The organism is Parahaliea mediterranea (genome assembly GCF_003402235.1).
In the GTDB taxonomy this organism is placed as follows: Bacteria; Pseudomonadota; Gammaproteobacteria; order Pseudomonadales; family Halieaceae; genus Parahaliea; species Parahaliea mediterranea.
Genome location: NZ_QEWO01000009.1, coordinates 1 through 14,825 on the forward strand (window position 1 = coordinate 1; position 14,825 = coordinate 14,825).

Consider the following 14,825-nt stretch of genomic DNA (forward strand, 5'->3'; position numbering starts at 1 on the left):
AGTCACTTGTGTCTGATAATAGTCGTAGCTATCACCTCAACAAGTGCCCACACATCTGTCTTCGTCTATTTGTTAAGCAACCCCTGATCGCCAGGATTCAGGGTGTCAATCAGGTCGCTTTCGCTGCTAGCCGCTTGGCTGCTCTCCCTGACTGAGGACGCGTATTATAAGGATCGATGTTTCGTTGGCAACTGTTTTTTGCAATTTTTTGCATCAATCGCTGCCTTCGCGATCACTTCACCTTTTTAGCCTAAGCTATTGAAACTGAATCAGTTTCCAGGTGCCCTTCGGGAGGATTTTGCGTCCCGTCCTCGTCGAAGGGAGGCGCACTATACGCAGCGGAATTTTGATGCGCAAGCACTTTGTGAAAATAATTTTCGACAGCCCCGCGAGCGCGCAAAAAACTACCGCCAGGCCGCTCAGCCCAACTCGAAAAGGTGGTACTTCTTTTTACCCAGGCGAACCAGGAAGTAGCGCCCGAACAGCGCGCTCTCGGCACAGAACACGCGCGCTGGCTCGGCGTTCGCATCCCAGCCCACAGCCGCGTTATTAACCAGCACGGCGTTTCGCCCCAGCGCATCCTTTACCTGCTTGCCTGACGCCGCCATACCCGCCTCGGTCAGCAACTGGGTGAGGGTATCCGGCAATGCCGACAGCGACAGGGTGCTGGCCGGCAGGCCATCCTGGCGCAACTGGGCAAAGTCTTCCGCCGACAGTGCACCGAGTTCCCCACTGAACAGCGCCTCGGTTATCCGCTGCGCTGCGCTGAGACCCTCGTCGCCATGCACCAGGCGTGTCACCTCGCGAGCCAGCACAGCCTGGGCCTCCGGGCGCCCGGAACGCTCGGCGTCGGCCTGCTCAAGGGCGTCGATTTCCACAACCGGCAGGAAAGTGAAGTACTTGAGGAAGCGATAGACATCCGCATCGGCGGTGCCAAGCCAGAACTGGTAGAAGGCATAGGGCGAGGTGCGCCGCGCATCCAGCCAGATGGTGCCTGACTCGGTCTTGCCGAACTTGGTACCGTCTGCCTTGGTAATCAGGGGCATGGTCAGGCCAAAGACTTTCTCGCCGTTGACGCGCCGTGTGAGGTCAATGCCGCCGGTAATGTTGCCCCACTGGTCCGAGCCACCTATCTGAAGGCTGCAGTTGTGGCGCCGGTTCAACTCGGAAAAGTCGTAGGACTGTAGGATCATGTAAGTGAACTCGGTGTAGCTCAGGCCGGCGCCTTCGCGTTCGAGGCGCTGCTTCACTGACTCTTTCTGGATCATCGCATTGACGGAGAAGTGCTTGCCGACGTCCCGCAGGAAGCTCAGCACATCCATGCCCGCGGTCCAGTCCAGGTTGTTCACTACTTCGGCGCTGCGCTCACCGGCCTCGAAATCAATAAAGCGGGAAACCTGGGCCTTCAGCTTTTCGACCCAGCCGGCCACCACATCCGGGGTGTTCAACTGCCGCTCCTGCGCCTTGAAGCTGGGGTCACCAATCAGCCCTGTGGCGCCACCCACCAGCGCCAGGGGGCGATGACCGGCATCCTGGAAACGGCGCAGCATTAGAAGAGGCACCAGCGAGCCGATATGCAGGCTGTCGGCGGTGGGGTCAAAACCGCAATAGAGCGTGCGCGAACCACCGTCCAGCCAGGCCGGAAGCTCGTCTTCTCCGGCTACCTGAAATACCAGTCCGCGGGCGCGGAGGTCCGCCAATAATGCGCTGCTCATGGGTCTTCTCTCGACAGGAATTGCTTGTGTGAAGGAAAAAAGGCCGAAAACCTTACACCACACCCCTAAATGAGTGAACCCGAATAATACCGGAACTGTTGATTCCAGCTGAATTTCAATATACTGGCCGGCATTGGGAGTGACCATAAGATCGGGGATATGACGAAACACGCGAAGCCGCGAGGGGCAACTGCTAATACTGCGAACGGCACGGTGGCCGGCGCTCAGCAGGCGCTGGGGCACCACAAGCATTTCGTGGCGGTCGCCATCCTGACCGCCGGTGTGGCGATTACGGCCGGCCTGGCACCAGGCGGCTCGGTAAAAGCCAACCGCGAAGCCGCCCTGGAAACTGACAGTGCCGAACAGGCGGTGGAGCGCATTCTCAGCGCCACTGCGGCGCCTTCCCCTGCCACGCCGGCGTCCAGTAACGACATTACGCCCCCGCTGGACAGCGTCTCACTGCCGGCAGAAGCACCGCCCGAGGAACTCGCCGCAGCCGAGCCGCCAGTCCCTCCTGCACCCGATTGGAAAGAAGAGACCGTGCGCGCCGGCGACAACCTCTCTTTGATCTTCAAGCGCGCCGGCTACGACAATGGCGATGTTCACCAGGTGGTCTACGCGTCCCCCCAGGGCAAGGCGCTGTCGCGCATCTACCCCGGGCAAACCGTTGCCTTTCTGGCCGCGAGCGATGGCAGCCTTGCCGGCGTGAAGCATGTTATCTCGCCGCTGGAGACCGTCACCTACCAGCGTGGTGATGACGGCCTGTACAGTGCCGAGCGTGTCATTCGTCAGCCGGAGATCCGTGAATCCTGGGCCAGCGGGGAGATCACCTCCTCACTTTTCATGGCCGGGCAGGACATGGGGCTATCGCAGATGAAAATTCTCGAGCTGGCCAACATTTTCGGCGGCGTCATCGATTTCGTGCTGGACCCACGCAAGGGCGACACCATCCACGTGGTGTACGAGGAGCACTACCTGGATGGCGAGAAGTACCGCGACGGCGACATTATCGCCGCCTCGTTCACCAACCAGGGCGAAACCTTCACCGCCTATCGCTACCAGGACAGCGACGGCGATGTGAGCTATTACAACGCCGATGGCGTGAGCATGCGCAAGGCCTTCCTGATGGCGCCGGTGGACTTCACCCGCATCAGCTCCAACTTCAACATGAAGCGCCTGCACCCCATCTACAAGACCACCCGCCCCCATCGCGGCACCGATTACGCGGCCCCCACGGGCACGCCGGTGTTTGCTGCCGGGGATGGCCGGGTCATCAAGGCGGGCTACAGCCGCCCCAACGGGAACTACGTGTTTATCCAGCACGGCGACCGCTATGTCACCAAGTACCTGCACCTGCACAAGAAACATGTGAAGCAGGGGCAGCGCGTGGCACAGAGCGACGTTATCGGCACCGTGGGCAGTACCGGCGCCGCCACCGGCCCGCACCTGCACTATGAATTCCTGGTGGACGGGGTACACCGCAACCCGCGCACCATCCACAAGGAACTGCCCAAGGCAAAAACCCTGCCGTCTTCCGAAATGGCGGCCTTCCAGCAGTCCATTGCCCCCGCTGCCCAGCAGCTGGCCTCATTGCAGTCCGGCAACCGGCTCGCCCTCAACCAGGCCAGCGCCGACGCTGGCCAGCGCTGAACGCTCCGGTGCCCGACCCGCTCTTTATCGGGCTGATGTCGGGCACCAGTGTCGATGGTATCGACTGCGCACTGACCCGCATCACCCCGGCAGGTGTTGAGCTGCTGGCCACCTGCGAGCACCCCATTGCCGATGACACCCGGCGCCGCATAACTGCCATCAGCCAGAGGGGCGACAACGAAATTGAGCGCATGGGCGCGCTGGACAGGGAACTGGGTGAACTGTTCGCGAGCGCGACGCTGGCGCTGCTTGAGCAAAGCGGCCACCGGGCCGAGGACATCAGGGCCATTGGCTCCCACGGGCAGACCATCCGCCACCTGCCGCCCTCTGTGCACCGCCCCCCGGAATACGGTTTTACGCTGCAGATAGGCGACCCGAACACCATTGCCGAGCGCACCGGCATTACAACGGTTGCCGATTTCCGGCGCCGGGACATTGCCACTGGCGGCGAGGGCGCCCCGCTGGCACCGGCCTTTCACGCCGCGGCCTTCGCGGCACAGGGCCTGAGCCGGGTAATCCTCAACATCGGCGGCATCGCCAATGCCAGCCTACTGGACGGGGCTGGCGGTGTGCGTGGCTTTGATACCGGCCCCGGCAACACCCTGCTCGACCATTGGGTGCAGCGCCATCAGGGCAGACCCTATGATCGCGATGGCCAGTGGGCTGCCGAGGGTGAGGTGGACAGCGTGCTGCTCGCGCAGCTACTGGCGCACGATTTTCTGGCGCGCACCGGACCACGCAGTACCGGCAAGGAGGCCTTCAATCTCGCCTGGCTGGACCAGCAACTGCAGCAGCTGCCCCACAGCCCCGAGCCCCAGGCGGTACAGAGCACGCTGGCGGAATTTACCGCCGCCTCGATTGCCGAGAGTATTGCCCGGGAAGCCGGCCCGCTGGATGAGGTGTACGTGTGCGGCGGCGGCGCCCGCAACACGGACCTGATGCGGCGCCTCTACCGGCGCCTGTCTCCGGCTCGGCTGGACACCACCGCGGCGCTGGGTATCGATCCGGAATGGGTGGAGGCGGCAGCCTTTGCCTGGCTGGCGTGGCGCACCCTGGGAGGGCTGGCCGGGAATGTGCCGGCGGTGACCGGCGCCAACAGGGACGTGGTGCTGGGGGGAATCTATCCCGCCGCTGGCGCGATAGGCATCAAATAGAGAACGACGCGCCGCAGCCGCAGGTGGTGGCGGCATTGGGGTTGTTGATCACAAAGCGCGAGCCCTCAAGCCCCTCGCTGTAATCCACTTCCGCCCCCGCCAGGTACTGAAAACTCATAGGGTCCACCAGCACCGTGACACCATCGCGCTCGATGGCCGTGTCATCCTCGGCCGCCTCTTCCTCGAAGGTAAAGCCATACTGGAAGCCGGAGCATCCGCCGCCCGTAATATAGACACGCAGCTTGAGGCTGGGGTTTTCCTCCTCTTCGACCAATTCCTGCACCTTGGCGACGGCGCGCGGCGACAGGTTGAGGCTGGCGGGATTGAAGGCTTCGGCTACAGACATGGGTCACTTCCGCTGCCCCGGGGCAGCTCGGGCTGGAAAATAAAGGGCGATCAACCGCAGATTATCGTAAGACCCAGTAAATCAGTCAACTTTAGCCAGCACATTCGCCAGCACGGCCGCCGGGACATCCGCCTGCCGAAGGGCCTCCGGCGCGGCCTGTGCATGGGTTACCACCGCTGGCGCCGCACTGTGTACCAGCTGGCCGTTGACTTCACAGCCCGCCGCCATCTCCATGACGGCGTAGTACACATCGCCGCTGACCCGGGCGCGGGGGGCGAGTTCGATGTGCAGGGCGGCGTAGACGTTGCCGCGCACCTCGCCGTTGACCATCACTACCGGCGCCCTGATTTCACCCACAACGCAGCCGCCGTCAATCACCCGCACCAGGGCCTCGCCCTCCGGCCGGGCGAGGATATTGCCACGCACGATGCCCTCGATATCGAGCGTGCCGCCGAAGTGGATATCGCCCACAATCTCGGTATCCCGCGATACCAGTGTGGTGGCGGCGGACGTTTTACTTCGCCACACGGGTGAATCGCTCCTGCACCTGCCAGGGATGGTTTTCCCGCAAATCCAGCTTGCGCGGCTGGGTGATGGTGGCCTGAACATCCAGTGACAGGGGCTGAAAGCCCTCGGGCAGTACCATCTCGCCCTCCACAACCTGAAAGTAGCGAAAGCGCAGGTCAATGCCGGCGTCGTCGACATCATCGCTCAGGGCCGACAGGGGGTAACTCAGTGGCTGGCCGTCTTCGAGGCCCAGAACAGTCACCGACAGTTCGCCACGCAGGCTGTCGTGCTTGCGCGCCTCCTGCTGGGCGATGATGCGATAGGCGTAGTGTCCGGGCGTATCCAGCGCGGTCAACTCCACCCCGCGCAGGCTGAAGCCCTGGGCGATTTCACCGGGCGCCATCAGGCTGCGATAAAAACGCAGGCCCTCGTCCAGGTCGGCGATCTGTTCCTGCTGGGCGGCGAGATCCTTGCGCACCAGTTCCAGCGCCGAGCGATCCACCTCGTGGCGGGTGCGGGCGGCCGCCACCTGTTCCTGCAGGGCGCGAATTTCAGCCTGGGCCGCCGGGTAGGCGCGGCGCCATTGCCGGTACTGATCCGGGTCGATACCCATGCCGCGATAGGCTGCCTGCTGGCCGAGCAGTGCGCCCAAACCCAGCAGCGCAGCGGCCACCAGCAGCAGCACAACCACCAACACCCGGCGGCGCCGGATGCGGGCCGCCTTGCCATAGCGGGGGCCGTTCAGGGCAGCAGCCCCACCTGGGTAAGGCCGCGGTGCTCAGGCAAGCCCAGCATAATGTTCATGTTCTGCACCGCTTGGCCCGAGGCGCCCTTCACCAGGTTGTCGATGGTGGACATGACCACCACCGTGTCGCGCTCCTGGGGCAGGGCCAGCGAAATCTGGCATTGGTTGGCACCCTTGACAGTGCGCGTCTGGGGGTACATCCCCGTCGGCAGCACATCGACAAAGGGCTCGCTCCGGTACCGCTGCTCGAACAAAGCCTGCAATGCAGGCAGGTCGGCGTCACCTGTCAGGCGGGCGAACAGGGTGGCGTGGATACCCCGCACCATAGGCAGCAGGTGGGGCACAAAGGTCAGTGACACCGGGCCACCCTGCACATCTACCAGGCCCTGCTCGATCTCCGGCAGGTGGCGGTGCCCGCTAACACCATAGGCCTTGAAGCTGCCGGACACTTCACTCAGCAGGTTGTCGATTTTTGCCTGCCGGCCGGCGCCGCTGGCCCCGCTGGCGGCGCTGGCGATAAGGTGGGCAGGGTCAACCAGGCCCGCCTCCAGCAGGGGGATAAAGCCCAGCTGGATCGCGGTGGGATAACAGCCGGGGCAGGCCACCAGACGGGCATCGGCAATCTCGCTGCGAAAGCGTTCGGGCAGGCCGTAGACCACCTCCGGCAGCAGTTGCGGGCTGGCATGGGGTTCGCCGTACCAGCGCGACCAGAGCTCGGCATCGCGAATGCGGTAATCCGCCGACAGATCCACCACCCGGGTACCCGCCTGCAGCAGTTCGGGCACCAGGTTCATGGCCACATTGTGGGGTGTGGCAAAAAACACCAGGTCGCAGCCGGCCAGCAGCGCCACGTCCGGTTCGGAGAAGGCCAGGTCATAGCGGCCACGCAGGTTCGGAAACAGCTCGTCCACACGGCGGCCGGCTTCGGCCCGGGAGGTAATGGCCACCACCTCCACGTCGTCGTGCAATGCCAGTAAACGCAGCAACTCCACGCCGGTATAACCGGTGCCGCCTACAATGCCGATTCTTGCCATAATGCCTAAACCTCCTGTTTGAACTGCCGCTGCCAATACCCGCCCGCAGCGGCGCAACAGTATAAAAGCAATAGGGGGCGATTTAACTGGTAATATTCGGTTTTTGCCCGGGACAGCACCCCTTGTACAAACTGCTGGACAGCTATCGCCGCTACCTCACCAACTACCACTCGGTGGTGGCCTATGCCGTGCTCGGCATCGTAGGTGGGCTGGCCTCGGGGCTGGTGGTGATGGCCTTCGAAACAGCCATCGCGGAGCTGGCGGTGCTGTGGGGAGTCCACGGCGGTGGCGAGGGTTTTGAAGCCCTGCCGCAATGGCAGCGCTTTGCCCTGCCCGCCGCCGGCGCACTGGTGCTGGGCCTGGGCTTCTGGTGGCTGCGGTTCGAGGATCGCGAAACCGGCATCGTCCACGTGCTGCACCGCATGCACAGCGATTATGGCGTACTGCCCCTGCGCAATGCCCTGGTGCAGTTTGTCGGCGGTGCCTTTGCGCTGGCCACGGGGCAGTCCGGGGGCCGCGAGGGGCCGGGGGTGCACCTGGGCGCAGCCGCCAACAGCCTGTTGGGGCAGCGGCTGGGGCTGCCCAACAACAGCCTGCGGGTGCTGATTGCCTGCGGCACCGCCGGCGGCATTGCCGCCGCCTTCAATACGCCCCTGGCGGGTGTGATTTTCGCCATGGAGGTGATTGTCGCCGAGTACACCGTGGTGGGTTTTATCCCGGTCATGCTGGCAGCGGTGTCGGCCTCTGCCATTGCCCGCCAACTCGGCGGCGGGGCGGTGATGTTCAGCGTTCCCGCAGTGGAACTGAACTCCCTGTGGGAAATGCCCTACATCATTCTGCTGGGGGTTATTTGCGGCCTGGCGGTCACCGCGTTTATCCAGCTCAGCCAGCTCACCGCCCGCGCCGCCCGCTGGCCGGTGGCCCTGCGCTTTACCCTGGCAGGCTGTCTCACGGGCGCCCTGGCGTTGCTGGTGCCGGAGGTGCTCGGCATCGGCTACGACACACTCGAGGAGGCGCTGCAGGGCAACCTGACCCTGCAGTTGCTGGCAACCCTGGCGGTTTGCAAGCTGGTGGCCACGGGGGTGAGTTGCGGCATGGGCATGCCTATAGGGCTGATTGGCCCCAACCTGCTGATTGGCGCCTGCATTGGCGGGGCGCTCGGCATGATCGGGCATACCTATGCCCCGGAGCTGGCGTCGGAGCACACGCTGTATATCACCATCGGCATGGCCGCCTGCATGGGCGCCGTGCTGAATGCCCCCCTGGCGGCCGTGCTGGCGGTGATCGAACTCACCCAGAGCGCCGGGGTGGCGATGCCGGCCCTGCTGGCGATCATCGCCGCCAACCTGATCAACAATGGCCTGTTTCACCACCGCGCCGCCCACCAGGTGGTGCTGCGGCAGTTGCTACGAGCGGTGCCCGACGACCCCCTCAACCAGCTCCTGCACCGCACCGACGTCACCTCGAACATGGAGGTGAGTGTGGTGAAAATTTCCGTCAACCTGGACCCGGCCCGCCGCCCCATGCTGCTCAATGCCACCCCCACCTGGTGCGTGGTAACCCGCGACGGGGAGGACCTGTTCCTGCTGCGCGGTGCCGAACTGGCAGAAAAGCTGCTGGAGATCGGCGAGATAGAGGAGCCCCTCAACCTGTCGGACCTGGATCTGCGCCGCTGGTCCATAGCGCCCGTTCCGGTGCAGGCCACGCTGCGCCAGGCGATGGACCGCATCAAGGAGCGCACGGTGGAGGCGGTGTGCGTTTACGGCCGCAACGCCGGCGGCCATCGCGTGTTGCGGGGCGTTGTTACGCGCGAGAGCATCGAGCGCTTTACGCTCTCCAACCTGTAGGGAATACACCATGCTGTGGCTGAAGGCCTTGCACATTATTTTTGTGGTCTGCTGGTTTGCCGGCCTGTTCTACCTGCCGCGCATTCTGGTGTATTTCGCCGCCAGCGACAGCCCCCAGGCGCGCGCACAACTGGCCATCATGGCGCGGCGCCTGTACCGCTTTGTCACCCCGTTCATGGTATTGGCCATTGCGTTCGGGCTGGCCATGATCGGCATGAATCACGACTACTATCTGCAGGCCAAGTGGCTGTGGCTGAAACTGGCGGGCGTGGCCTTTCTGGTGGGCTACCATGTGCAGTGTGGGCGCTATGTGAAGGCGGTGAACGATGACACGGACGCACGATCCCACGTGTTTTACCGCTTTTTTAACGAGGTGCCGGTGCTGTTCCTGTTTGGCATCGTCTTGCTGGCGGTGCTCAAACCCTTCTAGCCCTTGCTAGAAATTGGCCGCCTTAGCCCGGATAATCGCGAACTCGAGGTTGCCGGCCGGCGCGGGACTGTCGCCGTTGACCGTGGCAACTGAGCATCGCAAGTGCCAGGCGCAAGCGTCGGCTCCGCCGCCTCAACCGCACGGCATACCCGCTCTGAAACCAGCCAGCCCAGGATACCCATGACCAGCTCCGAACAACTCTTCCAGCAAGCCCAGGCCCACATCCCCGGCGGTGTGAATTCACCGGTACGCGCCTTCAAAGCCGTGGGCGGCACCCCGGTGTTTATCGAACGCAGCGAGGGCGCCTACGTATTTGACGCAGCGGGCAAGCGCTACATCGACTACGTGCTGTCCTGGGGCCCGATGCTGGTGGGCCACAACCACCCATCAGTGCGCGAGGCGGTGGTAAAACAGTGCGAGAAGGGACTGAGCTTTGGCGCCCCGACCGAGCTGGAAACACAGCTGGCGGATAGGCTGTGCGCGATCATGCCGGGCATGGACCTGGTGCGTATGGTGAACTCCGGCACAGAGGCCACCATGAGCGCCATTCGCCTGGCCCGGGGTTACACCGGGCGGGACAGGATCATCAAGTTCGAGGGTTGCTACCACGGCCATTCGGATTCGCTGCTGGTGAAGGCCGGCTCCGGGGCGCTGACTCTGGGGGTGCCCAGTTCACCGGGCGTACCGGCGGCACTGGCGGACCACACGATGACGCTGGCCTACAACGATATCGACGCCTTCACACACGCCTTTGCCGAGTACGGCGATAGCGTGGCCTGCGTTATCGTGGAGCCCGTGGCGGGCAATATGAATTGCATTCCCCCGGCGCCCGGTTTTCTGCAGGCCCTGCGCGAACAGTGCACCGCCCACGGCGCCGTGTTGATTCTGGATGAAGTGATGACCGGGTTTCGCTTTGGCCTGCAGGGCGCCCAGGGCTATTACGGCATCGAGGCGGACCTCACCACGTTGGGCAAGGTGATCGGCGGCGGCATGCCGGTGGGCGCCTTTGGCGGCAAGCGCGCCATCATGGAGCACATCGCACCGCTGGGGCCGGTCTACCAGGCGGGTACCCTGTCGGGCAACCCGGTGTGCATGGCGGCGGGGCTGGCCACCCTGGACCTGATCGCCGAGCCCGACTTTTACCCACCGCTGTTTGAGCGCACCCGCCAGCTCTGCGCGGGGCTGGAAGCAGCAGCCCGGGACGCCGGCGTGGCCTTTACCACCAACCATGCCGGCACCATGTTCGGCGGCTTTTTCACCGACGAGCCCTCGGTGAGCAACTACCAGCAGGTGATGGCCTGCGACACCGGCGCCTTCAACCGCTTCTTCCACGCCATGCTGGCGGCGGGAGTGTACCTGGCGCCGGCCTCCTATGAAGCGGGCTTTTTGTCGGCGGCGCACACCGATGCCGACATTGACGCCACCCTCACCGCTGCTCGCAGCGCCTTCGCCAGCCTCTGAACAGGATACCCGCCATGCCCTTCTCCACCGCCCGTGGCCCCTTTCCCACTACCCGCCTGCGCCGCCTGCGCGCCAGCGCCTTCTCGCGCGATTTGGTGCGCGAGCACCGCCTGAGCCCGGCGGACCTGATCCTGCCGGTGTTTGTACTGGAAGGTGAAGGCCAGCGCGAAGCGGTGCCCTCCATGCCGGGTGTGGAACGTTTGAGCATTGACCTGCTGCTGACCCAGGCCCGGGAAGCGGCGAGCCTGGGCATTCCCGCCCTGGCCCTGTTCCCGGTGGTGGGCGCCGAGCGCAAGAGCCTGGACGCCAGCGAGGCCTGGCGCCCGGACGGGCTGGTGCAGCGCACCGTGGCCACACTGAAAGACGCACTGCCGGAGCTGGGCATCATTACCGACGTGGCCCTGGATCCCTACACCACCCACGGCCAGGACGGCATCATCGACGACAGCGGCTACGTACTGAACGATGTCACCAGCCAGGCACTGGTGCAGCAGGCCCTCTCCCACGCCGCTGCCGGGGCGGACGTTGTTGCACCATCGGACATGATGGACGGGCGCATTGGCGCCATTCGCAGCGCGCTGGAGGCCGAAGGCCATTTGAACACCCTGATCATGGCCTACGCCGCCAAATACGCCTCCAGCTATTACGGGCCCTTCCGCGACGCGGTGGGCTCCGCCGGCAATATCAAGGGCGGCAATAAATACAGTTACCAGATGGATCCGGCCAACAGCGACGAGGCCCTGCACGAATGCGCGCTGGACCTCGCCGAGGGCGCCGACATGATCATGGTCAAGCCCGGCATGCCCTATCTGGACATTGTCCAGCGGGTCAAGCAGGAGCTAAAGGCCCCCACTTTCGCCTACCAGGTCAGCGGCGAATACGCCATGCACGTGGCGGCCTTCGAGAACGGCTGGCTGGCCAGGGAACCGGTGATGCTGGAATCCCTGCTCGCCTTCAAACGCGCCGGCTGCGACGGCATCCTCACCTATTTTGCGCTGGAAGCGGCGCGGGCTTTACAGTAAGCCCATGACCCGCGCCGCCGCTGTCACCGCCCTGCTGGCACTGGCCTTTGCCCCGGTGGCCTTTGTGCCTGCGGCCCGGGCCGAGTGCAGCTGCCTGTGGCAGGGCAGCTTCGACGAGGTGCAGGGCGACACCGACCTGGTGCTGAGCGGCACCGTGATTGCCACCCGCGGCAACTCCATTGACGTCTACGTGGATCGCGAACTGCGCGGCGGTGACGGCAGCAAGGAAGTGCGCGTATGGCTGAAGACCGGCGACTACTGCCGCCCCGAGGTGGAGGCCTTCCCCATCGGCAGCCAGTGGGTCATGGCGCTGCACGCCATTACCGAGGATGTGCCCGGCGGCTTTAACCCCCATACCCCCAATGTCAGCTACGGCCGTATTGGCGACTACCAGCTCTCTGCCTGCGGCGGCTACTGGCTCAGCCGCACCGGCGACTGGGTGACTGGCAACCTGGTGGATGCCCCGCGCTGGTCGCGGGAAGTGGATATGACGCCAGTGATGCTCGACCTGGTGGCCGCCTTTGTGCGCGGCGAAGTGGCGGCCGAGGCCCTGCTCGCCGCCAGCCAGGAAGACCCGACCCTGCGCGACCTCAAACTGGATACCCGCTCCTTCCTGCGCTATGGGCCGGACGACGCCGAGTCGCCTGCTGCACCCGCTGCCCAGGAGACTGCCCAAGAGACCGCCCCAGAAGACGTGCAGGAAAACGCCCACGCGCGCGAAGAACAAAACGGCGACTGAGCCCCTAGCGCCGCTCGCGCGCCTTCAGCCCCAGCAGTTCATCCAGCATCATCAGCGACAGCCCCCAGATGCGCCGACCCTCGTAAAAGTAGCAGGGCAGCGTCAGCTTCAACCGCCCGCGCTCCCACACCATGGTCTGCCGGTTGTCGGCATTCAGCAACAGGGCCAGCGGCACCCAGACCACCTCCGCCACCTCGTAGTTGGGCGTAAAGTCCACCTCCTGCTCCAGGCGAAAGACAAAGGGGCTGACCGCCAAACCCAGCACGCCCCAGCGGGGCCGGGCGCGAATATCCGACAGGCGGCCGATATAGCGCGCGCAGTCGGCCAGGCGCACGCCCACTTCCTCTTCCGTTTCGCGGTTGGCCACGGCAAAACCGTGGGCATCCACCGGATCCATACGCCCGCCCGGAAAGGCCATGTGGCCGGACCACGGGTCCCCTTTCCGTTCCGCGCGCTTGATCATTAGAATATGCGGCCCACCCTGGTGCTGGCCGAGGATCATGGCCACTGCCGAGCGCTGCATAAAGCGCCGTAGGAATTTGCGGCGCGGCCGGTGATGCTGCAGGCGGTTTTCAATGCGCTGTAACGAGGGTGTCGACACGGGGCGTCCATTTCCGTTGCTGGCCAACGGATTAAGCCAGCCGCCCCTTCGCGAAACAAGCCCGCGGCGCACCGGCGCCGCCCCAGGACAGCCCAATGAACTCAGCCCTGCTCTCGCTGCGCCAACTCAGCCTTGTCTACCGCGCCCTGCCGGTGTTGCACGAACTGGACTGGCGCATAGAACCCGGCCAGCAGTGGGCCTGCATCGGCCCCAATGGCGCCGGCAAAACCAGCCTTGCCCGGGTGCTCAGCGGACAGACCAGCCAATACGCCGGCACCTGCGAGCGCGGTGGCACCCTGCAACAAAAGGGCGTGGCCTATGTCTGCTTTGAACAGGCGCGGGCCCTGTGCGAGCGGGACAAAAAACTCGATGACTCGGAGTTTCGCGCCGACGCCAGCGACCCCGGCACCCGGGTGCAGGACTTCATCCTCGGCAAACAGCCGCCGCACGACGCGTTTTTGCACTGGGTAGAACGCCTGCGCATGGGCCATATCCTCCAGCGCGGCCTGCGCTACATCTCCACCGGCGAGATGCGCAAGACCCTGCTGCTGGCGGCCATCCTCAGCGAACCCGGCCTGCTGATTCTGGACAGCCCCCTGGATGGCCTGGACGCCAGCGCCCAGGCCGAGCTGGCGCTGGTCATTGACGAGCTGCTCTCATCCGGCCTGCCGCTGCTACTGCTGTGCCGCAGCCTGGCGGACATCCCCGTGGGCATTACCCACCTGCTGGTGCTGAACGAGGGCCAGATACTTGCCAGCGGCCCGCGGCAGGCGGTGCAGGCCAATGCCGCCGTGCAACAGCTGATGAACCCGCCGCTGCCGCCGCTGGGGGAGCTGCCCCCGGTGGCCGAGCGGCCCTATACCCTGCCCTCGCATGGCCCCCTGCTGGCCCTGCACAATGTGGCGGTGCGCTACGGCGACACCACGGTGCTGGAAGGTCTCGACTGGGTGTTCGAGCGGCACCAGCACTGCTGCATTGCCGGACCCAACGGCTGTGGCAAAACCACCCTGCTCAGCCTCATCACCGGTGACAACCACAAGGCCTATGGCCAGGACATCACCCTGTTCGGCCTGCGCCGGGGCTCCGGCGAAAGCGTGTGGGACATCAAGCAGAAATACGGTTTGCTGGACACCCAGCTGCAGCTCAACTTCAAGCAGCGCATGGGCGTGCTGGACGTGGTGATTTCCGGTTTTTTCGACAGCCTCGGCCTGTACGACGACTATGGCGACCAGCAGCGCCACCGGGCCGAGCACTGGCTGCGGGCCCTGGGGATGCAAAACTATGTGCGCGAGCGCTTCGACGCCCTGTCCTTCGGGCTGCAGCGCATGGTGCTGCTGGCGCGGGCCATGGTGAAGTCGCCGGCCATCCTCATTCTTGACGAGCCCACCCTGGGCCTGGACAGCCACCACCGCGCACTGATGCTGCGGGCGATTGACCATATCGCCGGCGACAGCGACACCCGCATTATTTTTGTCAGCCACAGCGCGGGCGATACGCCGCGCTGCATCAACCAGTTCCTGACCTTTGAGCCCGCTGGCGAGGGCTATCGCGTGCGCTGCGACAACCGCGACTGA

At 64.6% G+C, this 14,825-nt stretch carries 14 protein-coding genes; 8 read left to right on the forward strand and 6 right to left on the reverse strand.

All coding sequences use genetic code 11. The features are described 5' to 3' along the window. Positions 1 to 419: 419 nt before the first annotated feature. Positions 420 to 1,715, reverse strand: coding sequence for a tyrosine--tRNA ligase (tyrS, locus tag DDZ17_RS20470; protein WP_116368893.1), 1,296 nt, complete (start codon positions 1,713 to 1,715; stop codon positions 420 to 422). Positions 1,716 to 1,874: 159 nt separating this feature from the next. Between tyrS and DDZ17_RS20475 the strand changes: the two genes are divergently transcribed. Both DDZ17_RS20475 and DDZ17_RS20480 read left to right on the forward strand, forming a co-directional pair. Then, entirely contained in the window at positions 1,875 to 3,365 is a 1,491-nt protein-coding gene (locus DDZ17_RS20475; RefSeq protein ID WP_116368895.1) for a peptidoglycan DD-metalloendopeptidase family protein, read from the forward strand. Between the two features lie 8 nt (positions 3,366 to 3,373). Beyond that, positions 3,374 to 4,519, forward strand: coding sequence for an anhydro-N-acetylmuramic acid kinase (locus DDZ17_RS20480; protein WP_116368897.1), 1,146 nt, complete (start codon positions 3,374 to 3,376; stop codon positions 4,517 to 4,519). Here the strand turns inward: DDZ17_RS20480 and erpA are convergent. From erpA to argC, 4 genes are all read right to left on the reverse strand, one after another. Continuing rightward, positions 4,512 to 4,865 (reverse strand): iron-sulfur cluster insertion protein ErpA, encoded by a 354-nt coding sequence (gene erpA / locus DDZ17_RS20485; RefSeq protein WP_116368899.1) that lies wholly within the window; start codon positions 4,863 to 4,865, stop codon positions 4,512 to 4,514. The genes DDZ17_RS20480 and erpA overlap by 8 nt on opposite strands. Before the next feature lie 81 nt (positions 4,866 to 4,946). Continuing rightward, positions 4,947 to 5,393 carry a bactofilin family protein gene (locus tag DDZ17_RS20490; RefSeq protein ID WP_241505980.1) on the reverse strand — a complete coding sequence of 149 codons (447 nt, stop codon included), beginning with the start codon at positions 5,391 to 5,393 and terminating at the stop codon, positions 4,947 to 4,949. Continuing rightward, complete coding sequence (locus DDZ17_RS20495; RefSeq protein WP_116368902.1) at positions 5,380 to 6,069, reverse strand: DUF6776 family protein; 690 nt, start codon at positions 6,067 to 6,069, stop codon at positions 5,380 to 5,382. The genes DDZ17_RS20490 and DDZ17_RS20495 overlap by 14 nt, the downstream gene beginning before the upstream one ends. Before the next feature lie 44 nt (positions 6,070 to 6,113). Further along, on the reverse strand, positions 6,114 to 7,151 hold the full coding sequence (argC, locus tag DDZ17_RS20500; RefSeq protein ID WP_116368903.1) for an N-acetyl-gamma-glutamyl-phosphate reductase: 1,038 nt from the start codon (positions 7,149 to 7,151) through the stop codon (positions 6,114 to 6,116). A 122-nt stretch (positions 7,152 to 7,273) separates the two neighbouring features. On the opposite strand from argC, the gene DDZ17_RS20505 reads away from it, so the two are divergent. From DDZ17_RS20505 to DDZ17_RS20525, 5 genes are all read left to right on the forward strand, one after another. Beyond that, complete coding sequence (locus tag DDZ17_RS20505) at positions 7,274 to 8,998, forward strand: chloride channel protein (RefSeq protein ID WP_241505981.1); 1,725 nt, start codon at positions 7,274 to 7,276, stop codon at positions 8,996 to 8,998. A 10-nt stretch (positions 8,999 to 9,008) separates the two neighbouring features. Next, the gene (locus DDZ17_RS20510) at positions 9,009 to 9,428 is read left to right on the forward strand and encodes a CopD family protein (protein WP_116368904.1); all 420 of its coding nucleotides are present in this window, start codon (positions 9,009 to 9,011) and stop codon (positions 9,426 to 9,428) included. Positions 9,429 to 9,608: 180 nt separating this feature from the next. Then, entirely contained in the window at positions 9,609 to 10,889 is a 1,281-nt protein-coding gene (hemL, locus tag DDZ17_RS20515) for a glutamate-1-semialdehyde 2,1-aminomutase (protein ID WP_116368905.1), read from the forward strand. Between the two features lie 14 nt (positions 10,890 to 10,903). After that, positions 10,904 to 11,911, forward strand: coding sequence for a porphobilinogen synthase (gene hemB, locus DDZ17_RS20520; protein ID WP_116368907.1), 1,008 nt, complete (start codon positions 10,904 to 10,906; stop codon positions 11,909 to 11,911). A 4-nt stretch (positions 11,912 to 11,915) separates the two neighbouring features. Next, positions 11,916 to 12,650, forward strand: coding sequence for a delta-aminolevulinic acid dehydratase (locus DDZ17_RS20525; RefSeq protein ID WP_193940641.1), 735 nt, complete (start codon positions 11,916 to 11,918; stop codon positions 12,648 to 12,650). 4 nt (positions 12,651 to 12,654) lie between these two features. Here DDZ17_RS20525 and DDZ17_RS20530 read toward each other — a convergent pair whose 3' ends face one another. After that, the gene (locus DDZ17_RS20530; RefSeq protein WP_241505982.1) at positions 12,655 to 13,251 is read right to left on the reverse strand and encodes an NUDIX hydrolase; all 597 of its coding nucleotides are present in this window, start codon (positions 13,249 to 13,251) and stop codon (positions 12,655 to 12,657) included. 95 nt (positions 13,252 to 13,346) lie between these two features. Here DDZ17_RS20530 and DDZ17_RS20535 point away from each other — a divergent pair, with 95 nt between their 5' ends. After that, positions 13,347 to 14,825 (forward strand): ATP-binding cassette domain-containing protein, encoded by a 1,479-nt coding sequence (locus DDZ17_RS20535; RefSeq protein WP_116368911.1) that lies wholly within the window; start codon positions 13,347 to 13,349, stop codon positions 14,823 to 14,825.